Source organism: Marinomonas posidonica IVIA-Po-181, assembly GCF_000214215.1.
Taxonomy (GTDB): Bacteria; Pseudomonadota; Gammaproteobacteria; order Pseudomonadales; family Marinomonadaceae; genus Marinomonas; species Marinomonas posidonica.
This window is the reverse complement of record NC_015559.1, coordinates 3,048,660-3,074,299: the sequence shown is the minus strand read 5'-3', so window position 1 is coordinate 3,074,299 and position 25,640 is coordinate 3,048,660. Positions and strand designations below refer to the sequence as shown.

Genomic DNA, 25,640 nt, shown 5'->3' with positions numbered 1-25,640 from the left:
TTCCTATTTGCTTAAGAGAGGATTAAATGGCGGTTTTAATCTACATTCATGGTTTTAACAGCTCAGAGTGTTCTCATAAAGCCAATGTCTTAAAACAAGCGGCACATTCCTTTCATGCAGAAGACACTTTTATTTCACCTAGGTTATCATGGCAGCCTAAATTGGCCATACAGCAACTTGAAGAACTAATAGAAGCCAACCTGTGGCAAGGCGTCACCTTAATAGGCAGTTCTTTAGGTGGTTTTTATGCTGTTTATTTGACGGAAAAATATGCTATCAAGAGCATTTTAGTGAATCCTGCGATGCAAGCGCCGATGTTACTTAAAGACTATTTAGGTCCCCAATTGAATCCCTATACAAATGAAATGTATGAGCTGACCGATGAGCACATGGTGGAATTAGAGGCGCTAGTGGTTGCCGCGCCGACATCGCCGCGTTATTGGTTAATGGTGCAGGAAGGGGATGAAGTATTGGACTACCGGGCCGCATTGCAAGCTTTTCCCGATGCGGCTAAATTGACGCACGAAAAGGGCGGTGATCATAGCTTCACAGACTTTCAACGTTTCAGTGCCGATATTTTTAAATTTGCTGAAATAACAACCAACTAAGATCATGCTTTTATTGCACTATTTCAAACTTTGTAAAAGCAGTGATAGACTCTAGTGCAATCTTTTTATACTCGCCTGCCATACCAAATGACAAAAGGTTGGCACGATCAACTTGGAAGAAAAAACTCGCATGTCAGTAAAAGAATATAACGCCGGATCGATAGAGGTTCTCAGCGGACTAGAACCAGTACAAAAGCGTCCTGGAATGTATACGGACACAACCCGTCCAAATCATCTTGGACAAGAAGTCATCGATAACTCAGTGGATGAAGCGTTAGCCAAACATGCCGATCGAATTGAAGTCATATTGTATAAAGATGGCTCATTGAGTGTGGAAGACAATGGCCGTGGTATGCCAGTGGATATTCACCCAGAAGAAGGTGTATCAGGGGTCGAATTGATTCTGACAAAGCTGCATGCTGGTGGTAAATTTTCTGGTGATAATTACCAGTTCTCCGGTGGTCTCCACGGGGTAGGGGTGTCCGTGGTGAATGCTTTGTCGACCTCGTTAGAAGTGTGGGTTAAGCGTAACGGAATTCAATACCATATTGGTTTTGAACATGGTTTTAAAACCTCCGAGTTAAAAGAAATTGGCACGGTTGGGAAGAAAAATACCGGAACTAAGGTCAAGTTCAGTGCCGATCCAAAGTACTTCGATAGTCCGAAGTTTTCCCTGTCTCGATTAAAGCATTTGTTAAAAGCCAAAGCGGTTCTGTGTTCTGGTTTGCATATGGTCTTTATTGACCAGAGTGGCAGCGAAGAAGAACGAGAAGAATGGTTCTTCCAAGAAGGACTGAATGATTACCTAGCTGCGGCGAATGAAGGCTTTGTTTTATTGCCTGAACAACCATTCGTGGGCGGTCTGACAGAAAAAACACAGGGCGTAGATTGGGCCGTACAATGGCTGCCTGAAGGTGGCGAGTTGGTGACAGAAAGTTATGTCAACTTAATCCCAACAGCACAGGGCGGTACCCATGTGAATGGTTTACGCACAGGATTATTGGATGCGATTCGGGAGTTTTGTGACTTTCACAGTCTGTTGCCCCGTGGCATTAAATTAACGGCGGAAGATGTGTGGGATCGTTGCAGTTATGTTTTATCTGCTAAGTTGCAAGAACCGCAGTTTTCTGGTCAAACTAAAGAAAGACTTTCATCTCGTCAAATCGTGCCTTTCATTTCTGCTACGGTAAAAGATGCGTTTAGCTTATGGTTAAACAAGCATGTAGAAGATGGTAAAAAAATCGCTGAGTTGGTCATTAATAGTGCTCAAAAACGATTGAAAGCCAGTAAAAAAGTGGTTCGTAAGAAAGTCACTCAAGGTCCGGCACTGCCAGGTAAGCTAGCAGATTGTGCTGGTCAAGATTCGACTCGAAGTGAGCTTTTTTTAGTGGAAGGGGATTCGGCTGGTGGATCGGCAAAACAGGCCCGAGAAAAAGACTTTCAAGCGATTTTGCCGTTGCGCGGTAAGATCCTAAATTCTTGGGAAGTGGACTCCGGTCAAGTATTAGCCTCGCAAGAAATTCACGATATCTCAGTGGCGCTTGGAGTCGATCCAAGTGATGAGGACTTAAGCAGTTTGCGTTATGGTAAGGTGTGTATTTTAGCCGATGCCGACTCAGATGGTTTGCACATCGCGACCTTGATTTGTGCTCTGTTTGTTCGTCATTTCCCCGCCTTAGTAAACAAAGGTCATGTTTTTGTGGCCATGCCACCTTTGTATCGAATTGATGTTGGCAAAGAAGTTCACTATGCGTTGGATGATGAAGAAAAAGACATCATCCTGCATAAGATTGCCGCGGAGAACAAACGCAGCACACCGAATGTACAGCGATTCAAAGGTTTGGGTGAGATGAATCCATCGCAATTGCGTGAAACGACAATGGCACCTGATACTCGCCGCTTAATCCAATTGACCATGGAAGATAAGCTGGATACAGACGAACTGCTCGATAAACTGTTGTCTAAGAAACGCGCAGGGGACCGTAAAAATTGGTTGGAAACCTACGGTAATCTAGCGATTGTGGATTAGTAAAAAGACCTTTCGTCTTCAATAAGGCGAGCTAAACTTAGAGTATTGTCCAATGAATTGGAATAAGTGAATGTCTGAAGAAATAGATGATGAAATTATCAGTGAAGAAGTGCTGTACGAAAAAATTGACCACTATTTACTGAAATTCGGTACAGACAGATCGCTGCTTTGTGTGTCTGAATTAGATGGTTTTCTGACCTCACTTGGCTGTTCTGCAAAAGAATTAGAGCCTGATCTCTGGCTTAATGCTATTTGGGGGGCTGACGAAGATCAGCCTGTCTGGGAGTCTGCGGAACAAGAAGATGAGTTCCTCAGCTTAGTGTTAATCATGTACATGGAAGCCATGAACAGCTTATTGTTCGGTGAGTTTAGCCCAGTTTATCTGGAGCAAGAATACGAAGGCGAATCTAAAATTCTTGTGGAAGAATGGTGTGCTGGTTTTGTGCGTGGTGCTAAGTTATTGGGGGTCGGCATTGGCGGTGATCGTGACTTTTTTGATGAGACATTAGCACCGGTTAGATTGTTTGGTACGGATGCCGGGATAGCCAAACTGAATAAAATGATGGAAGAAGAAGTGAGCTTTTGGCGAGAAATGATCGAGCCTTCAGTGCAACGCTTGATTCAACATTACCACCCAGAAATGCAGGTCGGTGAAAACGCTTCCGATACTCGTATTTTGCATTAATTGATACGGCGCTATGAATCAAAAAAACGGAGCAATCACATTGCTCCGTTTTTTATGCTTGCTACCTTGGCTTTAACCAACGACCTTAGCAATGCTTTCGCATAGATAATCTATGTTGTCATCGCTAACGCCTGCCACACTCATACGGCCTGTGTCGGCAATGTAGATGGCGTAATCACTGCGCAGACGACGAACTTGCTCTAGTGTCAAGCCAGAATAGGAGAACATACCGCGCTGATCCTTAATAAAGCTGAAATCTTTGCTGACTCCTGATGCGGCTAACTTCATGACTAATTTCTCACGCAAACCATTGATGCGGTTGCGCATCTCAGCCACTTCTTGCTGCCATTCTGCTTTCAGTTCAGGACGACTCATAATGGTGTAAACCACCGCCGCACCATGTGCAGGTGGCATAGAGTAATTGGCACGAATGGCTTTACCGATAATAGAGAAGGCAGCATCGGCTTCTGTTGTCGTTGTCGCAATGACACTTAAACCACCACAACGCTCGCGATAAATGCCGAAATTCTTCGAGAAAGAGTTCGCAATCAGCATGTTATCAACATTGGCTGCCATATGACGTAGGCCAGCCATGTCTTCATCTAAACCGTCGCCGAAGCCTTGGTAAGCGGCATCGACCAATGGTAGTAAGCCACGACGTTTAACAAAGTCAGTAATGACCTTCCATTGCTCTAACTGCAGATCAATCCCCGTTGGGTTGTGGCAGCAAGCGTGCAATAGTAATACATCACCTTCTTTGGCGTCAGCTTCCAACTTGCTCATCATATCGTTAAAGCGCAAGCCATTTGTTGCTGGATCGTAGTATGGGTAAGGTATTACTTCCACACCGGCCGAGTTAAAGATGGATTCGTGATTTCCCCATGTTGGATCGCTTACCCAAAGACGCGCACCGGATAGGTTTGCACTAATGAAATCAGCGGCGACTTTTAACGCGCCTGTGCCACCCGGTGTTTGGGTTGAGCGAATACGGCCAGAACCTAGGATCGGGTTGTTGTCGCCCAAGATTAGATCTTGAATAATGGCTTCGAATTCGGCTGCGCCGTAAATGCCTAAGTAGCTTTTAGACTCTTCTTGCTCAAGCAAAATGGCTTCCGCTTTTTTTATACTATTTAAAATAGGTGTTTTACCCTTATCGTCTTTATAGACACCGACTCCAAGGTCAATTTTCTTCGGGTTGGTGTCTTTTTGGTGAGCAATGATAAGAGCTAAAAGTGGATCGCCTGGTACGACTTGAAGATGCTTAAACATGATTTGGTTGGGGTCCTTGAGTGTATTTTTGATTACAATATACAATACGTCATTCTGCCGTATTTATGGCAAAATACAATGCAATCAAAAGGGAAATTTCCCTCTCACTGTCAAGAAATCAAGACACTTTAATTGGCCGCGTAACTCCTTCTACTTATGAACCATCTTCAAACCCGTTTCCAAGCTTTAGATCTGTGGTTGCATCAACATAAATCGCTGTGGCAATTTGATAGTTTTGCCAATTTAAACTTGCCTTGGCAGGAGGCGTATCCCGCCTTAGCTAAGTGGTTAAATGCTCAACAGGAAGTGGACCTTGAAGATGCTGACCAAGTCGATGAGATAATCAATGTGCAGCCCAGCCTAGCGCAATTTTTTCATTGGCCACAAACCTTTTTAGCGACGATACAGGCTAGGCGAGACGCTTCTCAACCGCCCGCTTATTTGGCGGCAGGCGTCAAAGGGCGTAAATGGTCACAGATTGAAGCGTTTGCGGCTCGTACACCCGTGGTTGATCGCTATTTGGAGTGGTGTGCGGGTAAGGGGCACCTTGGTAAATATCTGGCTTTTCAAGGGAACAAACAAGTGGCCAGTATTGAATGGCAAAAGAGTTTATGTGATGCAGGGCAGCAAAAAGCACAACAACTTTCCCTTAAGCAGCATTTTCATTGTGCGGATGTGCTGACAAACCCGTCAATAGAGCCTCTAGAAACGGCTGAGTGCGTCGTGGCATTGCATGCCTGCGGAGACTTGCATCGAGTGCTGTTAGAGCAGGTCAGCAGACTCAACACGCCTCATATCTGTATTGCGCCTTGTTGTTATCATCTTACCCGAGCTGAAGAATATCACCCTTTATCTAGATTGGCTTCACAGGCTAAACTGAGCTTACGCAAAGCGGATTTAAAGTTGGCGGTAAAACAAATTGCTACGGCCAATGCCAGAGAGCAGCGATTGCAAAAGCAAGAACTGACCTATCGCTTGGGGTTTGATCTTTGGCAGCGTCATGTCCGACAAACAGACCAATATCTTGCTGTGCCTTCCATTCAAAAAGCCCTCCTAAGCCAGGGCTTCGTCGGGTTTTGCCAATGGGCCGCCGAACAAAAACAGCTGACACACTTGATCGTTCAGCAGCCGTTCGAAGCCTTCCAACACCTTGCTGAACAACGCTATCATGCCATGCAAAAACAACAAGCCATCAGCCAATGGTTTCGACCAGCCTTAGAATACTGGCTCGTCTTAGATCGTGCGATTTTCCTGCAAGAGCAGGGTTACCAAGTAGACATTGGCGCCTTCTGTGATGGCTCGTTAACCCCAAGAAACTGGATGATCAGAGCAACACTAGCAACCTCCTTCTCCTAGTTATGTTATTAATTTGCCTCATTCTTGTTCCGCCTTATGAGGTTGTGGCCATGCTATGCTAGTGTGATTATTTTTTGAATGTTGGGGTTGTGGATGTCGCAAGTGAGTCCTGAGCAAGAGCATAGGTCGAAGCCTAAAGCAAAGTCGAAGGGAAATGAGTCAGACAATGTGGTAAAGCTGGTTTGGTCGCAGATATTGATCAACCTAGGTGATGCTTTGATCAATCCTAAAGTGACCTTGCCGTGGATATTACAAGGTGCTGGTGTACCGGTTTATTTGTTAGGTTGGCTGGTGCCCATCCGAGAGTCGGGAGCCTTATTGCCGCAATTGGTGATGGCCAATTACATTCGCCGTGTGGCATTGAGAAAATGGCTTTGGGTGATTGGCAGTGTGTTGCAAGCTTTATGTGTGGTACTGATTGGCGTGGTGGCTCTGCTTTTAGAAGGTGCTAAGGCAGGTTGGTGTGTCATTGCTCTGATGGTGGTGTTTAGCTTGGCTCGAGGCTTAAATTCCATTACCTCTAAGGATGTCTTGGGGAAAACCATTGCCAAAGGGCGTCGAGGTCGAGTGTCAGGTTGGTCCTCTAGCGCGGCGGGATTGATTACCGTTGGCGTGGCTTTCATGATGGTGTTTAGCGGCTTTTTTGAACTGGAAGGCAACACCATTTTTTATGCCAGTAGTTTGATGATTGGCGCTTTAGTCTGGTGTTTTGCGGCCATGGTATACGCTTTTATTGATGAGCCAAAGAGTGAAATAGATCAAACTCAAGTGCGTTTTTGGCAATTGTTTTCCAGCCTTTCTTTATTAAAAACCAATGCGTCTTTTCGGACCTTTGTGATCGCTCGCTCGTTGTTGCTGTGTACTGCTTTGAGTGCACCCTATTATGTGTTGATTGCGCAGCAGCATTTGGGCAATGGCCTTTGGGTATTGGGGGCTTTTATGGCTGCCAGTGGTTTGGCTTCTTTACTTTCTTCGCCCTTTTGGGGGCGTTTTTCTGATTATTCCAGTCGTCAGGTAATGATGTTTTCTACCTTGCTTGGTGTGTTGGTGGGGGTATTGTTATTCATCATAATGTGGTTGTTACCGGATTTTGCCGGAACGGTTTGGTTTATGCCGATTTTGTATTTTGTATTGTGTGTTGCTCATCAGGGCGTGCGTATTGGACGTAAAACGTATTTGGTGGATTTAGCAGAAGGGAATGACAGAACGCGGTACGTGGCGGTTAGCAACACTGTGATTGGGATTATGTTGTTAGTAATGAGTGTTTTTGGTCTTTTAACCAATTTGATTTCATTACCGGCTTTGGTTTTGGTGTTTTCTCTGTTGGCATTGATTGGTGTGTTGGTGGTGGTTCGCTTGCCGGAGGCTTAGTGTAAGAGCGAAGAGACTCTTACACTCATGCAGTGTGCTTCTATTGATCAGCACAGATATCAGTTCGGCAATGGAATTGATGGGGCGTTTTTGATGCGATTCAGCACCAGTGTTGAGGTTAGGTTTCGCACACTGGGTAACGCCGAAATGGACCCATTGAGGAAGTTGGAAAGAGAAGGTAAGTCTTCACTAATCACTCTGAGCCAATAATCTGCGTCGCCACTGACAGAATAACATTCCAAGACTTTGGGCATGGCCGCAATGGCTTCTTTGAAGTGGTGATCGGCTTCTTTGTTGCCCTTATCTAGGGTGATGTTCACAAAGGCCGTGACATGGTAACCCAGTTCGGTGGCATTCAGTTGCGTAAAGTAAGCCTCGATCAAATTGCTTTGTTCAAGCCTTTGAAGGCGTCTTGAACATTGGGAGGGAGAAAGATTGACCTGTTCAGAGAGTGCAACATTGGTTAGTCGGGCGTTTTCCTGTAAGGCGCGTAATAGCCGCCAATCATAGCAATCAAGTTCAATATGGTTCATTCAAGGTTCCTTATCAGCATCGTAGCGTGCTGTTTTTTTATATTAGTGCTTTTTTTATTAGGCTTGCCTTTTTGAGTGCTGAATGGGTTTCAGTCGGAAGGCTTAGTTCGTGCTTTTAGAATAAGGCGTTTTGAAAACTAAACAAGATATAATCTTCATTATTTGCAAATTTCTAGACATTTTTTTGCAAGATTGAAGGATGGGATAACGCAAAGTATAAATAACATGCCGTAAGGAATACGGCATGTTAGCAAGGAGGGTTAGTCCGTCGGTAAATTCTGACTCAGCCAGTCTAGGGCCTCTGGGTAAGGTGCTGGCAACGTCAAGGTTTGTAGCGCGTTTTGAAGAACGTCAGGCTGATTTGAGCAGAAGTTAAGGTGGCCGACTTTGCGACCAGGGCGCACTTCTTTTTGGTACCAGTACAACTCAAGTCCCTGAATGTTAAGCCATTGGTAATCCACAGGTACGCCTATTAGGTTAACCATCATGCTTTGGCCTTTGATTTCCGCAGGTGACAAAGGCTGTCCGCTTACGGCGCGTACGTGGTTTTCAAATTGACTGACACTGGCACCAGCCTGCGTCCAGTGACCACTGTTGTGAACCCTAGGTGCAAGTTCATTGATTAGGAGTTCGTCGCCAACACGGAAACATTCCATCGCCATCACACCTACGTAGTCTAACGCATCCATAAGTTTACTTAGCATGGCTTCAGCTTTGCTTTGCAAAGGCGCGAGGCGCTGTAGTGGTGAAATGGAAGCGTAGAGAATGCCATTAATGTGTAGGTTTAATGTCAGAGGATAAAAGTGTGTTTCACCATTGGCTCCTCGTACCCCTACTAAAGAGACTTCTTCGTCAAAATTAATGGCTTGTTCGGCAATGGCTTGGCCTTTCCAGTCATCAGGAATGTCAGTTCCTTCCGTTTGTTTCAGCCAGTATTGACCTTTGCCATCGTAACCACCGCGACGACGTTTCATGAGTACGCGGTCGCCTAATGTTTGGTAGGCGTAGTCGGCGCTGCTGTCGGCTTCTACTGGAAACCAAGGTGCAGTGGCCAGTTCCAGCTTATCAATCCACTGCTTTTGCGTCAGACGGTCTGCCAGCTGAGGGAAAGTAGACAGATTGACAAAGTTAGGATGAGACGCAAGTTGAGTTGTGGCATCGGTTTTTGGCCAATCTTCACGTTCCGCCGTGACAATGTCATCTGGCTGCAGTGGTAAAGTGTCATGGCTTTCGATGTCCACCGGACGAATGTCTAAACCCAGTGGTGTGCCAGCGTGTTTCAGCATGGCGCCAAGTTGACCTGCGCCAAGTACCCACAATACAGACATGGCTTACACCTCTCTTGGATCTGGGTTAGCCAAAACCGTATCGGTTTGTTGTTGGCGGAAGGTCTTAATACGCTCAGCCAACTCTGGGTTTGAAGTGGCTAGAATTTGACACGCTAATAGACCAGCGTTGAACGCGCCAGCTGTGCCAATCGCCAATGTACCGACCGCAACCCCTTTGGGCATTTGCGCAATGGAAAGCAGGCTATCCATGCCGTTTAAGGCTTTGCTTTGAACGGGCACACCTAATACGGGTAAATGCGTGTGTGCTGCGACCATGCCGGGTAAATGAGCGGCACCGCCAGCGCCACCTATAATGACTTTAAAGCCTTTGTCGGCGGCACTTTCTGAAAATTCTGCAAGCTTGACAGGGGTTCGGTGTGCGGAAACCACTTCAACGTGGTAAGACACGCCCAAGGTATCCATGATTTCGGTAGCGCCTTCCATTGTGGCCCAATCACTTTTAGATCCCATGATTAATGCGACTTCAGCTTGCAAAATATCTCTCCTGTTTTTGAACCAACGTGGTGTTGAGGGGTAACGAATAACGTTGGTAATGGGGTTTAACGCAGTTTTGACGCTTTTTGTAGCCTACACAGAAAAACGCTGCGAATTTAGGGCGCTAATATAGCTGATTTTGGTCAAAACAGCGAGTCTTACGAAATTTTTTAGTCTTCGTTGTTAGGAGGTTAGGGGCGTTGCTTTTGGTTTGGTTTAGAAAGCAAAGAGCGACTTAAAGTCGCTCTTGTAGATATCGATCGTAATCGGGTATTTGGCGTTCAAATTCACTGTCGAACAAAGGGGAAGAGATCAAAAAATTGGCTGAGGTCACGCTGCAAGCAATGGGAATATTCCAAACCGCGGCAACACGAAGCAGTGCTTTGATATCTGGATCATGAGGCATAGGTTCGAATGGGTCCCAAAAGAAGATGAGCACATCGATCTTACCTTCGGCAATCATGCCTCCCAATTGTTGGTCACCCCCAAGCGGACCGCTAATTAGAGCGTCTAGGCTAACCCCTAACTCTTTTTGAAGCAGATTCCCGGTAGTACCGGTGGCCATTAATTTATGAGGGACCAATTTGTCCTTATGAACACGAGCCCATTTTAGGAGCTCGCTTTTCATATTGTCATGGGCCACCAAAGCGATACGCTTTTTAGCGGCCATCGTGACCATTTTTGTGTGCAATCTAAAACCCTCTCGTTCTATATGAGTTAGGTAATGATGGTTAGACGATGTCGCCCACTTTGACAATTTTCATAGCATTGGTTGTGCCATAGCTGACAAGGTGATCGCCTTTCGTCACGATCACAAGGTCACCATCGGCAATGTAGCCTAGAGATTTAACGTGATCGACTAAACCAGAGATGATGTTGTCGACATTGTATTCTTGGGATGAGAATGACACAGGTGTCACACCACGATAAAGAGCCGCTTTGTTCAATGTTGCCTGGTTTGGGGACAGGGCAAAAATCGGCAAGCCTGAGCTGATACGAGACATCAATAGTGGTGTTGTGCCTGATTCAGTTAAGCTGATGATGGCTTTCACGCCTTCAAGGTGGTTAGCAGCGTACATAGCTGACAAGGCAATGGTTTCATCAATGCTAGTGAAAGTAACATCAATACGGTGCTTAGAGCGGTTAATCGCAGGCTGTTTTTCTGCACCTAAGCAAACACGGTTCATCGTCTGGATAACTTCTTCTGGGTAATCGCCCGCCGCGGTTTCAGCCGACAGCATGACCGCATCTGTGCCATCTAGTACAGCGTTGGCAACATCGAATACTTCAGCACGAGTTGGCATGGCGCTGGTGATCATGGTTTCCATCATTTGTGTCGCTGTAATCACAGGGCGGTTTAGTTGGCGACAACGCTTGATCATGTGTTTTTGCACACCAATCAACTCGGCATCACCAATTTCCACACCTAGGTCGCCACGTGCCACCATAACGGCGTCGGAAGCAAGAATGATACTGTCTAGGGTTTCGTTATCAGCAACGGCTTCAGCGCGTTCTACTTTTGATACTATGCCAGCTTTCAAACCTGCTGCTAGAGCCAATTCACGGGCTTCGTGAAGGTCATCGGCACTGCGAGGGAAAGAAACAGCAAGGTAATCGGCTTTTAGTGCCGCGGCTGTTTTGATGTCTTCTTTATCTTTTTCTGTCAGCGCTGCGGCAGACAAACCACCGCCTTGGCGGTTGATGCCTTTGTTGTTAGACAATGGGCCGCCAACAATGACTTTGGTAATGACTTCTGTGCCTTTAACTTCTAATACTTCTAGTACCACTCGACCGTCATCTAATAACAGGATATTGCCTGGGTTTGAATCTTCAGCCAGTTGTGGGTAGTCGATGCCAACTCGTGTTTCATCACCGGCATTTTTATCAAAGCCCACATCCAGAATAAACGTGGCGCCATCTTGTAATTCTACCTTGGTGTTTTTGAATCGTGCGATACGAATCTTAGGGCCTTGTAGGTCTCCCAAGATCGCAACATGGCGATTGTTTTTCTCTGCCATAGCGCGAACCACGTCAGCACGATTGATGTGATCTTCTGGTTGACCATGTGAGAAGTTTAAACGGAAGACGTTCGCGCCTGCCAAGATTAACTTTTCGATCATTTCAGGAGAGCTTGAAGCAGGGCCTAAAGTGGCAACGATTTTAGTTCTACGAGTCATTTTATTTACCAAAGAGTAGTAAGCTAGAAGTGAAGTATAAGAGACGACGAAGGCTGCGTCAGCAGCCTTCGTGTATTTTGATTATTTTGCACTCATTAATGCAATGGTATTGTCGAGCATTCGGTTCGAGAAGCCCCACTCATTATCATACCAAGCCATGATTTTAACCAGTTTACCTTGAACACGAGTTTGCGTTGCATCAAAGTTCGACGTGTAAGTGCTGTGGTTAAAGTCAGAAGACACTAATGGATCATAATTAACATGCAGAACTTGTGCTAAAACAGGGTCCGCTTTAATCGCATCTTCGATGATCTGGTTTACTTCTTCTGCAGTCGTTTCGCGTGGTGCTAGGAAGGTCAAATCAACCAAAGACACATTGATGGTTGGCACACGAACCGCCATACCATCGAACTTACCAACCAATTCTGGAACCACTAGGCCAACGGCGGCGGCGGCCCCGGTTTTACTTGGGATCATGTTCTGTGCCGCTGCACGAGCACGGTATAAGTCTTCGTGGTACACATCAGATAGGCGTTGGTCGTTCGTGTAAGCGTGGATAGTCGTCATCAAGCCACTTTCGATGCCCAGCTTATCACTTAATGGTTTAGCAACAGGTGCCAAGCAGTTAGTGGTACAAGAAGCGTTAGAGATGACCGTCATGTCGGCAGTCAAGACGTCTTGGTTAACACCGTAAACTACAGTAGCGTCTACTTCTTTACCAGGCGCTGAAATGATGACTTTTTTCGCACCGGCAGAAATGTGTGCACTGGCTTTTTCTTTAGTGGTAAAGAAACCGGTACATTCATAAACCACATCCACACCCAATTCAGCCCATGGAAGGTCGGCAGGGTTGCGCTCAGAGAAAGTGCGAATTTTATCTTGATTGATGTACAGAGCTTCATCATCAAACGTCACTTCGCCAGCAAAACGGCCGTGTACAGTGTCGTATTTGGTTAAATGAGCGTTGGTTTTCGAGTCACCAAGGTCGTTGATGGCTACTATTTGGATTTGGTCACGCTTACCTGATTCATATAAAGCTCTAAGCGTGTTGCGTCCGATACGTCCATATCCGTTGATAGCTACCTTAATAGTCATACTCACCTCTAACTAGTGTGAAATAGACTGAATGTTCGAATTCGAACATTCAGCGTTCAATATTGTTCTTTGACGTAAAAATACTACATAAGTAATTTTTTAAGCAAGGATTTGTAACAAATTCTTATAAAGTTGATTGAGTTTTAATCAACTCTTGATCTGAATCAGAGTCTATACTGAGAGATGTTACAAGTTGAAGTAGATTTTAGCGTATTTGGTGAGAATATCGAACTCTTTATGTAAAAAAATTACAAGAAAAGCCAAAAATAATCTCGTTTAAAGGGTTTTTAGGGGTGAAATAAAATAAAAATGTAGTAATATTACATAAAATATCGATCGCATTGTGGGATGTGATCAAACAGATTAATAGGCGGAGAGAGTCATGAATTCGATTGTTGCTAAGGTAACGAACGACATTATTGCGCGAAGTAAGACGCTGCGAGATCAATACCTTAAAGATATGAAGCAGGCTGAAGAGCAAGGTCCGCATCGTGGAACTTTGTCCTGTGGTAACTTGGCACATGGCTTTGCTGCTTGTCAGCCACAAGAAAAGCAAAAGCTGACCATGATGGAAGAGGCGAATGTCGGCATTATCTCTTCTTACAACGACATGTTGTCTGCGCACCAGCCTTATGAAGCCTATCCAGATAAAATTCGTGCCGCTGTTAAGGCAATGGGGTCAGTTGCTCAAGTGGCCGGTTGTGTTCCAGCCATGTGTGATGGTGTGACTCAGGGCCAAGATGGCATGGAGCTGAGTTTATTCAGCCGTGACAACATTGCTCAAGGTGCGGCCATTGGTCTGTCTCATAATATGTTTGATTCCGCTATCTTCTTAGGAATTTGTGACAAGATCGTTCCAGGGCTGTTGATTGCGGCATTGCGTTTTGGTCAATTGCCTTCTCTGTTTATTCCTGCAGGTCCAATGCAGTCTGGTATTACCAATGCGGAGAAGGCGGCGGTGCGTCAGCGTTACGCGCAAGGTGATGCGACTCGTGATGAATTGCTGGAGGCTGAATCCGCTTCTTATCACAGTGCAGGTACCTGTACCTTCTATGGTACTGCGAACTCCAACCAGTTATTGGTGGAAATGATGGGCTTGCAATTGCCAGGCTCGTCTTTTGTTAATCCTACGGATCCATTGCGCGATTCTTTAACAGAATACGCAGCACAATTATCAACTAAAATTACCGCTCTTGGTCGTGACTATCGTCCTTTGTATAAAGTCATTGACGAGCGAAGTATCGTGAACTCCATTGTCGGTCTATTGGCAACGGGTGGTTCAACCAATCACACTATGCACATTGTGGCGTATGCACGCGCTGCGGGCATTATTGTCACTTGGGATGATTTTGCGGAGTTGTCCAAAGTCGTGCCTTTATTGACGCGTATTTACCCAAATGGTCAAGCGGACATTAACCACTTCCATGCGGCAGGTGGCATGGCGTTCTTGGTGAAGCAACTGCTCAAAGGTGGGTTGTTGCACGAGGATGTTCATACTATTGTTGGTCAAGGTTTAGAGCACTACACCAAAGAACCTTTCTTAGAAAATGGTAAGTTGATTTGGCGTGATGGTCCAGGTGAAAGTCTGGATCTGGATGTGGTTCGTCCTATTGATAACCCATTCAGTAAAGAAGGTGGTTTGTCCTTGCTGAAAGGTAATTTAGGTCGTTCTGTGATCAAAGTCTCAGCCGTGAAAGAAGAGAACCGAGTCATTGAAGCACCTGCAGCCGTTTTCCATAGCCAACATGAATTGGCGGATGCCATTGGCAGTGGTGAATTAAAACGTGATTGTATTGCCGTGATTCGTTTTCAAGGGCCAAAGGCCATGGGCATGCCCGAACTTCATAAGCTTACGCCTTTCCTAGGTAACTTGCAGGATCAAGGCTACAAAGTGGCTTTGGTGACGGACGGACGTATGTCCGGTGCTTCTGGTAAGGTGCCTGCAGCCATTCATTTAACCCCTGAAGCCTTGGCGGGCGGTTTGATTGCTAAGATTCAAGACGGTGACATGGTGCGTTTGGATGCCAACGAAGGTACTTTGTCTTTGTTGATTTCTGAAGAAGAGATGCAAAATCGCGAAGCGGCGACACAGGATTTAACCGCCTCACATCAGGGAATGGGTCGTGAACTATTCAGTGGGCAACGTATTCTGGTGAGTGGTGCCGAACAAGGCGCTTGCAGCTTATTTAATGATTAATAAAGAGGTGAGAGCGTCTCAGGTTTGCCATCAGTGGATTGGCAAACTTAATGCTCATCTTCTTTAACTTTTCCTCTGGCTACTAACATTTGTTAGTAAATGGTGTTTAGGGCTCATTTGAGCCCTTTTTTTGGTCTAGATCTTATCTATAAACTAAGCATCAATGGTTTTGGCCGCTGCTGTGCCTGTTCTATGTGGTTTGATGATGAGAGGTTGGGAGAGAGTGATAAGGCTAAAGTTCAGCAGACTTATTTGTACCTTACGAAATGGTGTCGTGCTCTTTTATTGCCAGATGATGGACATAAAAAAGCTCGCATCAAGAATGCGAGCTTTTAATTGGAAAAGCGATTATCTAATTATCTTATTCCATGGTATCCAATGCTTTCTCGTATTCATCAAAAGATTGAGTTACTTCTTCTTCTGGTTCACCGCTTGCTAGGCTCACAATAAAGATTGCCGAGGTTGCTAGAATAAAACCAGGAACAATTTCATAAACGTCAAAGAGTCCGCCAGACAGCTGTTTCCAAACAACCACAGTGACACCACCGATGACGATGCCAGCGAGTGCGCCGTTACGGTTCATTTTACGCCAGAACAAACTTAAGATGATGGCTGGACCAAATGCAGCACCAAAACCTGCCCATGCGTAGGATACTAGGCCCAGTACCGAGCTTTCAGGGTTTAATGCCAAGATTAATGCAATGATTGAGATAGCGACTACTGCAAAACGGCCCACCATAACGATTTGTTGTTGAGTCGCCTCTCTGTTGAACAATTGTTTGTAGAAATCCTCGGCTAGAGCAGAAGAAGACACCAGCAATTGAGAATCGGCAGTACTCATGATGGCAGCAAGAATTGCGGCTAACAGGATACCAGCAACAACAGGGTGGAAGATCGCATTGACCAAAATCATGAAGATTTTTTCAGGATCGTCTAACTGACCTGCTAGATTGGCATCGACGTATGTTAAACCGACTAGACCGATTAGTAAGGCGCCCGCCATAGAGATGAAGGTCCAAATGACAGCAATGCGACGAGCAACCTTGATGTCTTTGTTGGAGCGAGATGCTTTGAAACGCGCTAGGATATGAGGTTGGCCAAAGTAACCCAATCCCCATGCTACTAATGAAATAATGGCAATCGCACTTAATGCTTCGCCTTTAGTATTGGTCCAGATGTTTAACAATTCAGGGTTTTTGTCCATCAATGTACTGCTCAATTGCGAGAAACCGCCATCAAGCGCAATGACAGGAACAATGACCAATGCAGCGCTCATCATTAGTCCTTGAACAAGGTCAGTCCAAGCAACGGCTAAGAAGCCACCGAATAGAGTGTATGACACAACACAGACCGTACCAATGATGACAGCGTAAGTGTAATCAAGACCAAATACCGTTTCGAATAACTTGCCACCTGCGACTAAGCCAGAGCTTGTGTAAAAAAGGAAAAACAACAGGATGAATAGGGCAGAGATTGTCTGGATAAGTTTCGACTTATCATTGAAGCGCTTAGATAGAAAGTCAGGTAGAGTCAGTGAGTTATCTGCTTGGATACTGTAAGTACGTAAACGTTTTGCGCAAATTAGCCAGTTTAACCAAGTACCTACTAATAAGCCGCCAGCAATCCAGATGGCTTCCATGCCGGCCGCATAGGCATAACCAGGAAGACCAAGTAGTAACCAGCCACTCATGTCAGATGCACCAGCAGAGAGTGCCGTAGGCCAAGGGCCTAATGAGCGTCCACCCAAGAAGTAGTCTTCAGAACTGGATGTACGTTTGTATGCGTATAAACCGATTCCTAGCATTACCACAAGGTAAGCCAGAAAGGTAAAGCTGATAGCCATATTGTTTTCTATCATTATTGTCCCCTCATTGAGATGCTACGGAGAGAATAATGCGTTTTGAAGCAGCATTATTTGACAAATCTCAGAATGAATTTAATTAAACAGTCAAACTGAAAAGCTGAGGTATAAAAATGAATTTCTAGACCACATCCGAAGCGTTAAATTACGATTTTTTATTGTGATAGTCTTTGAGCCTAGATGTTAAAAAGATCGTCATTTGCGTAAAGATAATGAATTTCGTTTTAACACATTTAAGACATACTGCGATTCTATGGGGCTGAAGCGGGATTATCTTTCAGAATTCTCTGACAAAATTACAAAAAACTCTGAATAAAGTAGTTTTGTTGCGATTACTTTGTTTTGGGGTTGACCAAAAAAAAGAATGAAGGGGGCTGACCTTCATTCTTTATATAGGCGACAAGGGGTTATTTTTCGACTTTTGGCAATCGAGTATCTTGTACGCTTTGCTTAAGCTTTTTGAGGTGCGCATTGAATTCTGGACCACGTTTCAACAATACACCGGTTGCCAGTGCATCGATTAGCGTCAAATAGACAATACGAGAGCTCATTGGTGTATAGATATCGGTATCTTCTGTCTCTTCTATCGGCAATACAATGGAGCAATGTTCCGTAAGAGGAGAGCCTGGATTGGTTATCCCAATAACGGATGCACCAGCTTCACGTGCTACGCGAGCAGTTTCGATAAGAGGCAGGGTTCGACCAGTGTAGGAAATTAAAACCACCGCATCGCCCGGGTGTGTTCCTGCCGCGGCCATGCGTTGTACCAATATATCGGTATAAGCAACAACCGGCATGTTTAAACGGAAGAATTTATGATGAGCGTCTTTCGCAACGGGACCAGAAGCGCCTAATCCGTAAAACTCAATTCGGCGAGCTTGCGCTAATACGTCAACGGCTCGGCTAATTAAGGATTCAGGGAGAAGTTCCTGGGCACGGGTTAGATTGCTTTTCGCCGCTTCAAAAATTTTCGCTGTGACGGCGCCTGGGGCGTCGTCTGGTTCAACGTTTAAATTAACATAAGGCGTGCCCGTCGCTAAGCTTTGTGCTAGCGATACTTTAAAGTCTGGGAAGCCACTGCCAATTAAACTGCGGCAAAAACGGTTAACCGTTGGTTCACTAACCTCGGCTCTGGCGGCAAGTTTCGCAATACTAGAGTGTATAGTGGTTTTGGGGTCCGCCAAAATGGCTTCTGCCACCTTTCGCTCAGATTTGCTTAATGTGCTCAGGCGCTCTTGTATTTTACGAATAATGTCTTCGTGTTTATTCATTGATCTGCTTCAAGTTGTCTATTGACTCGGATGATTCAGTTAGTCATTCTGACAGCCACTTACAATTCTGGCAATAAAATGATGAAAAATGAGCAAACTATCTGATTTTCTAATAGAAATTTCTGTCTATTTTCCTGAAATTGATGCCTATCAAATGAGTGCATTAGAGGAAGGTTTTACCAATCAAGTTTTTTTGCTGTCCCAGAATGATTTACCGACACTGATTCTGCGTCTGGCTGACATTGATGAAGAGGCTTTTTATATCAATCGTCAGGCTGAACTACAGGTGATGGGAGAGGCGGCGTCATTAGGCTTGTCTCCTGAACTGATTTGGCAAAGTGGTCCGGTTGTGGTGACGCGTTTTGTACCTCAAGCGTCTTTGGATTGGCAAGTCAATCATAGTCATCAAGACATTGAACGAATTGCTAAGCGACTCAAACAGGCCCATCAGCTTTCTTTGATTTCGCATGAATATCGGGTTGAGCAAGTGATTGCTTTGTATGTTGCGCGAATCAAAGCACTGACGGTGGATCCGGCATTAAAGGCGGAAGCGGCGTATTTACAAGTATTGTTGAATCAATTAGATATTCAGCCCAGTGGTTTGCCTGCGGTGCTTTGTCATAATGATCTTAATCCTAAAAACGTTTTAATGGATAAGCAGCGAACCTGGTTAATCGATTGGGAATACACTGGTGTTGGCGATCCTCTATTTGATCTGGCTGTGGTGGTGAAATCTCATAACCTAACGCGACGACAAACCAAAATTTTATTGGATGCATATCAGTTGACCTTGCCGCAACAGCAGGCACTTGATTGTTTAGATAGATATTGTCGCGCTTATGCATTACGGGAAATGGCTTGGCTTCTGTTAAAATACTTACTGAATCCTACTGATACTTTATCGTTAGACTATTATTTTGAATTTAAAGGAACGCCCAGTTTGAACCCTTTTATGACCCCGCTGAATGGTGCGCAAAAATGACGGCATGGATGACGTTGGAGAACGATTGGCAAGCCAAATTGGCGGACGAATTCAACCAAGCTTACATGGTGTCACTGCAGGCGTTTTTAGCCTCCCAATCTGATGTTTCTGTGTATCCAGAAGAGAGTCTCTATTTAGCGGCGTTAAATCAGACGAGCTTTGAGAAAGTGAAGGTGGTGATTTTAGGACAAGACCCTTATCACGGTGAAGGACAGGCACATGGTTTGTCATTTTCCGTGAAACCTGGCACGAAAATCCCGCCTTCTTTGGTGAATATGTACAAGGAATTACAACAAGATGTGGGCATCAAGCCTGCTAATCATGGCTATTTAAAAGCTTGGGCTGAACAAGGCGTGTTGTTATTAAACAGCGTTCTGACGGTAGAGGCCGGTAAAGCGGGTTCCCATCAGAATAAAGGTTGGGAAACCTTTACTGACAAAATCATTGCCCTGCTTAATGAACAAAAACAGGGGGTTGTGTTTCTGTTGTGGGGAAGTTATGCCCAGCAAAAAGGCCGCTTTATTGATCGGCAAACACATTGCGTATTGGAAGCGGTGCATCCTTCGCCTTTATCAGCCTATCGTGGCTTCTTTGGTTGTGGGCATTTTTCTAAGACCAACGAGTATTTACGTCAACAAGGAAAACACCCCATTGAATGGGCATTAGAAGATATTGAGCAAGATGACGAAAAAGAAGGGCAAATTCATTTGCCCTTCTGATGTGGTTTGGTGTGTTTGATTGACGATAAAACTCAGTCTGCAAAAGGCAGTTGATAAGGCAGCTCAATTAAATGAATCTTTGCTCCGTCAAGGAACAGCTCAGAAAATTCTGTGATATCTTGGTTGAGGATGATTTGCGCAATATGATCATCGCCTACCTGCTCCACTGATAAGACTTGTCCAAGGTTTTTGCCTTCGCCATCAAGTAAGGCTTGTTGGGTGTCTATGTCACCTTGCCAGGTTGCCAGCGCCAATTGTTTCTTAGATTTGCCGCGATACTGCATACGAGCCACGATTTCTTGTCCTGTATAACAACCTTTCGTGAAACTGATGCCACCCGTTGTTTGCATGTTTATCCACTGTGGCAATAGGCTTTCACTCTGTTCTAGCTTGATCAATGGGCGAGCCGCTAATAAAGATAATCCAGCAACCTTTGCATTACTTATGTCGTCTTCAGGTTGTTTCGCTTCAGTGACTTGCCAGTGGATGTTGAAAGGGTAATTCAGCAAATGCATTCGCATGCTGTTCATGTCTGTTTCTATGGGGAGCTGTTCGGCTAATTGTTCTGGTTTAGCCGACTCAGGGCTGATAGACAAGGTTTCAGTTATTTGAAACGTCTCGGTTGCGTCAGTTAAGTCTGTTTTGAAGAAGACCGCGTACTTTTTAAGATGGGCCAAACTGCTGGCGATTAAATCCTGGTTCATTAGCATTAGAATCACGTCGTCTTTTTGCAGCATGAAGAAATTACAGATGATGCGACCTTTGTTACTGCAAATAGCACCGTACAGACCGGCTTCGGCGGAAAGTTTGTTCATATCGCAAGTGGTTTGTCCTTGCAGGAACTTTTTCGAATCGGCACCTGTGATGCTGAGTACGCCAATGTCATGTTTAGGGTAGGTCGCAGGGTTAGACAGGTGTTTACTGACAAGTTCGGATGACACTAACATAATGAATTCCATTGGCGGTTGAGATCAGTTGGGTCTAAAGCCCTATTAATGGAGTCGAAAAGACTTTTTTCAATGCTCTGAGTTGCCATTCATACATTGCTCTTTATAGAGAGGGAAGAGGTTAGAGCTTGCTGTAAGCTGGTACCTTCATTATTACCGTAACCCGTGTTAGATGTAAGGTTAAGGAAGGTACGAACAAGTTCACTGGCTACGGCAACAGCCTCTCTGTGTTAAACGTGATTGAAAGGTATTAACCTTCCTGCTCACTCTTGCCTTGATAGACGGTTTCTCTGATAAGACTGATGTTCGGAAGACTTATTCGCACCTTCCTTAAGCGTTTGATGGGTCCGTAAAGATCGGCAATATATTGGTTTTGGTGTTTAAATTGCTTTGAGTGCGAAAATCTCTAGGCGTGACGCCTTTTAATTCGTGAAAGCGTCGATTGAAATTGGCCACATTGTTAAAGCCTACTTGAAAGCAAATGTTGGCGATTTGATCGTCAGTTTCCGTCAGTAAATTGCAAGCTCGACTAATACGAACACGATTGACGAATTCGATAAAACGGTTGCCAGTTGCCTTTTTAAAAAAACGCGAAAAGTGGCTATCAGACATGCCGATTAGACTTGATACATCCGCCAGTGAAATGTCTTGATCGTAGTTTTGAGTGACATAATCAACCACAGTGTTGATTTTTCGTTGTAGGGCTTCATTGGATTTTAAATCAATCTGTACGGTGGACAATAGGCGATAATCTGCACTTTGGGCAAGATGTTGGAGCAGTGGTAAAGCAAGCGTGAGGCGAGTTAATCCACTGGACGCACGGACCGCTTCAAAGGTTTGACGAATATAGTGATGGTCAATATTCAAAAATTCTATGCCGGATTTGGCTTTGGCGAGTAAAGGTAATACTTCGGCTAATTCCGGGATGGTTTTCATGCCGAGTGAAAAGGATTCATGATCAAAGCGGATGATCATATCGCGTAACTCTACTGCGGTTTGGTCGTTTTGGCATATCCAATTGTGCGGTAATCTTGGCCCCGTTAAGATCAGCTGGCCGGCCGAATAGTTACCAATATAATCGCCAATAAATACCTTGCCAGACGTCGCCACAATATAATGCAGTTCATAATCATCATGGGCATGCCAGCGAATCAAGTCACTTGGATAACCATGTTCTTGATAGCGAATGGTGCCGTTATCTTCGACAATCTCATATTCTGGGGTTAGACGTTGGGCAGTATTTGACATGTTATTATCCTGCTGTATGTATTCTCACCGTGTTTTATTATAACGACCGTCTAATCTTATGTACAAACGATTAGATCAGACGGTGTCCACTTACCTGATGAGAGATTTGCTAAAGTCCATAATGGCTTTTGTTAAATCTGTTTTAAACTGTGGATATGTATCAATGATTTCCCCCCATAAAAATGGCTGACTGACAAAAGCATCTATGCCCTGTTGGTCATTACTAAAACGACTCAATTCGGCGATGCTCGGATCGTGGTATTGGAAGACAATTTGTCCCTGCTCAACTGCTTGTAAAAAACAATACCAGCTGGCAATGCCCTTTAATGTTTGACTTGGCGTGTGACCATTTTGGTAGTTGGCCAACAAGGTTGGGAACACAAAAACAGGGAATTTAGCATACCCATCGCTGCAAATTCTTTCGATGGTATCGCCTATGTTGTCATTGCTAAACCGTTCGGCAATGGTCTTAGCGTAGGAGGGTAAATCCACCACAGACTCACCGATTGCCGGAATAACATCCTGCTCAATGAAGTCGTTAAAGTATTGCTTGAGTTGTGCATCTTTCATCGCTTGATCAAAGTAGATGAAGCCTTTTAGGGCTGCTTGATAGGTGATGCAAGTATGGCCCGCATTGAGAATTCTAATTTTTGCTTCTTCAAAGGGTTCAACGTTTTCCACCAATTGCACACCAACGGTTTCCAATGGCGGTTTTTGGCCCGCGAAATTGTCTTCTACAACCCATTGAATGAAGTCTTCCCCCATTACGGTCATCGCATCGTTTAAGCCAAAGCGTGTATTAACGTCGTCCATATGGCGTGCGTTGGGTTTAGGAGTAATGCGATCAACCATCGAGCATGGGAAAGAGACATTTTTCTCCAGCCAGGTCGCCAGTTGAGTATCTTGCATGGCCTGTACAAACTGCATCAGACCGTTTTTAAGCAACCGACCGTTATGACGTAAGTTATCACAGCATAATAAGGTAATGTTTCCCGCGGAGGATTGACTGCGGCGCTTTAATCCAGAATATAAAAAAGCATACAGTGTTTGTCTTTCACCAGACAAATCCGCTTTAATGGCTGGATGGTCTAGCATCAATTGATGATTTTCATCCAAGTAGTAACCCCCTTCGGTTACTGTGCTTGTTACTAACTGGATACTAGGGTCCATCATGGCGTCATCGACTTGTTCTGGCGTTTTGGCACCGTCAATTTGACGTACCAGTGAACGAATGTGGTTATATTCAGTTTTACCCGCGGCGCTGATCGTTTTAAGAACGTATTCACCATCTTGCGCCATCAGTTGTTCAAACAAATGGCTGTCTTGTGGTCGAATATTGACACCAATGATGCCCCAGTGAGCATGAGACGTTTGCCCCAGTAAGCGATCAAAAAAGACCGCTTGGTGTGCTCGGTGAAATGCCCCAACGCCAAGATGAATTACGCCAGCTTTGATATCAGTCTTTTGATAAGTCTGGCAGTTCAGCCGTTCTTGATTCTGGCTGGCTTGAAGAAAATTTGTCATATCATTCACCTTCGGCACTGGCAGAAATCACTCGGTCTTGGTCGTTCAACAAAATCATTTCATCAACTTCGATTTGGATATGAACTTGCTGGCCATCGGCTAAATCAATACGAGCGGAGACTTTTACTATGATGGTTTGCCCAGAAGACAGCTGAATGTGAGCATAGGCTTCAGAACCAAGGTGTTCGACTAGCTCGACTTTACCGGTTAAGTCCGCCGCTTGATCAACCAAGTGCATGTGCTCTGGACGAATGCCCATAATGGTTTGGTTGGACAGCTCTGCCGTTAGGCGGTTGGTCGGAAAAGCAATTGACTTACCCAGTAGGGTCAATTCGACTTCTGAGGCTTGTTTAACCGCTTGATCAAGAGGAATCAGATTCATTTTAGGGGTGCCAATGAACTCTGCCACAAAACGACTATTAGGCTGGCGATATAGCTCAAGAGGGGTGCCAACTTGTTCAATTTGACCCGCATTCAAGATCACCACACGGTCCGCCAGTGTCATGGCTTCCACTTGATCGTGGGTGACGTAAATCATGGTGGTGCCCAATTTCTTATGAAGGCGTGCTAACTCAAGTCGCATTTGTACTCGCAAAGCCGCGTCCAAGTTAGACAATGGTTCATCAAATAAGAAGACCTTTGGTTGGCGAACAATTGCACGACCAATCGCGACTCGTTGACGCTGACCACCAGACAACTCTTTTGGTTTACGTTCTAGCAAGGCGTCTAACTGAAGGGATTTAGACGCCGCTTGAACTTTTTCTTTAATTTCAGCATCTGGTGCTTTTGCAAGACGCAGGGCAAAAGATAAGTTATCTGCAACCGTCATATGTGGATAAAGCGCGTAAGACTGAAATACCATAGCAAGGTCACGTTTTGAGGAGGCTAATTCCGTAATGTCTTTTCCGTCCAGATCAATCGAGCCGCTTGAGCAGGTTTCTAGCCCAGCAATGGTTCTTAAAAGAGTGGATTTGCCGCAACCTGATGGACCAACGAAGACAATAAACTCGCCTTCTTCAATCGTAAGGTTAATACCGCGAATGGCGTGGTAATCGTCGTAATGTTTTTGTAGATCTGTAATCGCTAAGTAACTCATAAGAAATCTTCCTAATTATTATTTTACGGCGCCGAATGTAAGGCCTTGGACCAATTGTTTTTGACAGAACCAACCGAAGATTACGATCGGAGCACAAGCTAATGTCGATGCCGCCGACAATTTCGCCCAGAAAAGACCTTCAGGGCTTGAGTAAGAGGCAATCATAGCGGTTAATGGCGCGGCTTCTGAAGCGGTTAAGTTCAATGACCAAAATGCTTCGTTCCAGCACAAAACGATGGAAAGTAAGCCCGTTGATGAAATGGCGCCGATGGACAAAGGCATGACGACTTTTACCATTTCATCCCATGGTGTTGCGCCATCCATACGAGCGGCTTCAAGGATCTCTTTGGGTAAATCTTTAAAGTACGAGAACAGCATCCACACCACGATAGGCAGATTCATCAGGGTAAAGATAATGACCAAGCCCGTACGGGAATCGAGCAGTCCATAGTCACGACTTAATATGTAGATTGGTACTAACACCCCTACCGCTGGCAGCATTTTGGTGGAGAGCATCCACAGCAAAATGTCTTTGGTTCTCTTGCTGGGGAAAAAGGCCATGGAATACGCTGCTGGAATGGCAATCGCTAAGGCTATTAGAGTTGAACCGAAAGCTGTTATGACCGAGTTCAAGGCGTGGTGAACATAGTCACTGCGTTCTTGTACTATGCTGAAGTTCTCCAGCGTTGGCTCGAAAAATAGCGACGGTGGAACCGAAATGGCCTGCAGCTCTGTTTTAAAGGAGGTGATGAACATCCAGAAAATAGGAAAGAACAGGATCAAGGCAATGGTCCAAGCAAACAAGCCTGTTAGGGTGGTTCGTAATTTACGTTGTTGAGTCAGTTTCAT

The 25,640-nt window shown here is 44.9% G+C and carries 22 protein-coding genes; 8 read left to right on the top strand and 14 right to left on the bottom strand.

The features are described from left to right. Positions 1 to 26: 26 nt before the first annotated feature. From MAR181_RS14110 to MAR181_RS14100, 3 genes are all read left to right on the top strand, one after another. Positions 27 to 608, top strand: coding sequence for a YqiA/YcfP family alpha/beta fold hydrolase (locus MAR181_RS14110; protein WP_013797275.1), 582 nt, complete (start codon positions 27 to 29; stop codon positions 606 to 608). 130 nt (positions 609 to 738) lie between these two features. After that, a complete protein-coding gene (parE, locus tag MAR181_RS14105) occupies positions 739 to 2,637 on the top strand; it encodes a DNA topoisomerase IV subunit B (protein ID WP_013797274.1) in 1,899 nt (632 codons plus the stop codon). A gap of 70 nt (positions 2,638 to 2,707) precedes the next feature. Then, positions 2,708 to 3,322, top strand: a complete 615-nt coding sequence (locus MAR181_RS14100) for a UPF0149 family protein (RefSeq protein ID WP_013797273.1) — start codon at positions 2,708 to 2,710, stop codon at positions 3,320 to 3,322. A gap of 72 nt (positions 3,323 to 3,394) precedes the next feature. On the opposite strand, the gene MAR181_RS14095 is transcribed toward MAR181_RS14100, so the two are convergent. Continuing rightward, positions 3,395 to 4,591 carry an amino acid aminotransferase gene (locus MAR181_RS14095; protein ID WP_013797272.1) on the bottom strand — a complete coding sequence of 399 codons (1,197 nt, stop codon included), beginning with the start codon at positions 4,589 to 4,591 and terminating at the stop codon, positions 3,395 to 3,397. A 198-nt stretch (positions 4,592 to 4,789) separates the two neighbouring features. Here MAR181_RS14095 and MAR181_RS14090 point away from each other — a divergent pair, with 198 nt between their 5' ends. After that, a complete protein-coding gene (locus MAR181_RS14090; RefSeq protein ID WP_171810325.1) occupies positions 4,790 to 5,947 on the top strand; it encodes a methyltransferase in 1,158 nt (385 codons plus the stop codon). Between the two features lie 93 nt (positions 5,948 to 6,040). Next, entirely contained in the window at positions 6,041 to 7,318 is a 1,278-nt protein-coding gene (locus tag MAR181_RS14085; protein WP_144011253.1) for an MFS transporter, read from the top strand. A gap of 59 nt (positions 7,319 to 7,377) precedes the next feature. Here MAR181_RS14085 and MAR181_RS14080 read toward each other — a convergent pair whose 3' ends face one another. From MAR181_RS14080 to gap, 6 genes are all read right to left on the bottom strand, one after another. Beyond that, positions 7,378 to 7,851 carry an Lrp/AsnC family transcriptional regulator gene (locus MAR181_RS14080; protein WP_013797269.1) on the bottom strand — a complete coding sequence of 158 codons (474 nt, stop codon included), beginning with the start codon at positions 7,849 to 7,851 and terminating at the stop codon, positions 7,378 to 7,380. A 260-nt stretch (positions 7,852 to 8,111) separates the two neighbouring features. After that, on the bottom strand, positions 8,112 to 9,179 hold the full coding sequence (purK, locus tag MAR181_RS14075; RefSeq protein ID WP_013797268.1) for a 5-(carboxyamino)imidazole ribonucleotide synthase: 1,068 nt from the start codon (positions 9,177 to 9,179) through the stop codon (positions 8,112 to 8,114). A 3-nt stretch (positions 9,180 to 9,182) separates the two neighbouring features. Beyond that, positions 9,183 to 9,674: a 5-(carboxyamino)imidazole ribonucleotide mutase gene (gene purE / locus MAR181_RS14070; protein WP_013797267.1), complete on the bottom strand. Its 492-nt coding sequence runs from the start codon at positions 9,672 to 9,674 to the stop codon at positions 9,183 to 9,185. 235 nt (positions 9,675 to 9,909) lie between these two features. Continuing rightward, entirely contained in the window at positions 9,910 to 10,353 is a 444-nt protein-coding gene (locus MAR181_RS14065) for a methylglyoxal synthase (protein WP_041651367.1), read from the bottom strand. 52 nt (positions 10,354 to 10,405) lie between these two features. After that, positions 10,406 to 11,851, bottom strand: a complete 1,446-nt coding sequence (pyk, locus tag MAR181_RS14060; RefSeq protein WP_013797265.1) for a pyruvate kinase — start codon at positions 11,849 to 11,851, stop codon at positions 10,406 to 10,408. Between the two features lie 81 nt (positions 11,852 to 11,932). Then, the gene (gap, locus tag MAR181_RS14055) at positions 11,933 to 12,946 is read right to left on the bottom strand and encodes a type I glyceraldehyde-3-phosphate dehydrogenase (RefSeq protein WP_013797264.1); all 1,014 of its coding nucleotides are present in this window, start codon (positions 12,944 to 12,946) and stop codon (positions 11,933 to 11,935) included. Between the two features lie 382 nt (positions 12,947 to 13,328). On the opposite strand from gap, the gene edd reads away from it, so the two are divergent. Then, positions 13,329 to 15,143: a phosphogluconate dehydratase gene (gene edd, locus MAR181_RS14050; protein ID WP_013797263.1), complete on the top strand. Its 1,815-nt coding sequence runs from the start codon at positions 13,329 to 13,331 to the stop codon at positions 15,141 to 15,143. A gap of 361 nt (positions 15,144 to 15,504) precedes the next feature. On the opposite strand, the gene putP is transcribed toward edd, so the two are convergent. Together putP and hexR are read right to left on the bottom strand one after the other, a co-directional pair. Next, entirely contained in the window at positions 15,505 to 17,001 is a 1,497-nt protein-coding gene (gene putP / locus MAR181_RS14045) for a sodium/proline symporter PutP (RefSeq protein ID WP_013797262.1), read from the bottom strand. Between the two features lie 410 nt (positions 17,002 to 17,411). Further along, a complete protein-coding gene (gene hexR, locus MAR181_RS14040) occupies positions 17,412 to 18,275 on the bottom strand; it encodes a transcriptional regulator HexR (RefSeq protein WP_013797261.1) in 864 nt (287 codons plus the stop codon). Between the two features lie 88 nt (positions 18,276 to 18,363). Here hexR and MAR181_RS14035 point away from each other — a divergent pair, with 88 nt between their 5' ends. Further along, positions 18,364 to 19,257, top strand: a complete 894-nt coding sequence (locus MAR181_RS14035; RefSeq protein WP_013797260.1) for a phosphotransferase — start codon at positions 18,364 to 18,366, stop codon at positions 19,255 to 19,257. Next, positions 19,254 to 19,976 (top strand): uracil-DNA glycosylase, encoded by a 723-nt coding sequence (ung, locus tag MAR181_RS14030; RefSeq protein WP_013797259.1) that lies wholly within the window; start codon positions 19,254 to 19,256, stop codon positions 19,974 to 19,976. The genes MAR181_RS14035 and ung overlap by 4 nt, the downstream gene beginning before the upstream one ends. 32 nt (positions 19,977 to 20,008) lie before the next feature. Here the strand turns inward: ung and ygfZ are convergent, their stop codons facing one another. The 5 genes from ygfZ to MAR181_RS14005 all read right to left on the bottom strand — a co-directional run bounded on the left by ygfZ (position 20,009) and on the right by MAR181_RS14005 (position 25,640). After that, positions 20,009 to 20,923 (bottom strand): CAF17-like 4Fe-4S cluster assembly/insertion protein YgfZ, encoded by a 915-nt coding sequence (gene ygfZ / locus MAR181_RS14025; protein WP_013797258.1) that lies wholly within the window; start codon positions 20,921 to 20,923, stop codon positions 20,009 to 20,011. A 330-nt stretch (positions 20,924 to 21,253) separates the two neighbouring features. Continuing rightward, positions 21,254 to 22,171 carry a helix-turn-helix domain-containing protein gene (locus MAR181_RS14020; RefSeq protein WP_013797257.1) on the bottom strand — a complete coding sequence of 306 codons (918 nt, stop codon included), beginning with the start codon at positions 22,169 to 22,171 and terminating at the stop codon, positions 21,254 to 21,256. Between the two features lie 90 nt (positions 22,172 to 22,261). After that, on the bottom strand, positions 22,262 to 23,695 hold the full coding sequence (locus tag MAR181_RS14015) for a mannitol dehydrogenase family protein (protein WP_013797256.1): 1,434 nt from the start codon (positions 23,693 to 23,695) through the stop codon (positions 22,262 to 22,264). 1 nt (position 23,696) lies between these two features. Continuing rightward, complete coding sequence (locus MAR181_RS14010) at positions 23,697 to 24,791, bottom strand: ABC transporter ATP-binding protein (RefSeq protein ID WP_013797255.1); 1,095 nt, start codon at positions 24,789 to 24,791, stop codon at positions 23,697 to 23,699. A gap of 18 nt (positions 24,792 to 24,809) precedes the next feature. After that, entirely contained in the window at positions 24,810 to 25,640 is an 831-nt protein-coding gene (locus MAR181_RS14005; RefSeq protein WP_013797254.1) for a carbohydrate ABC transporter permease, read from the bottom strand.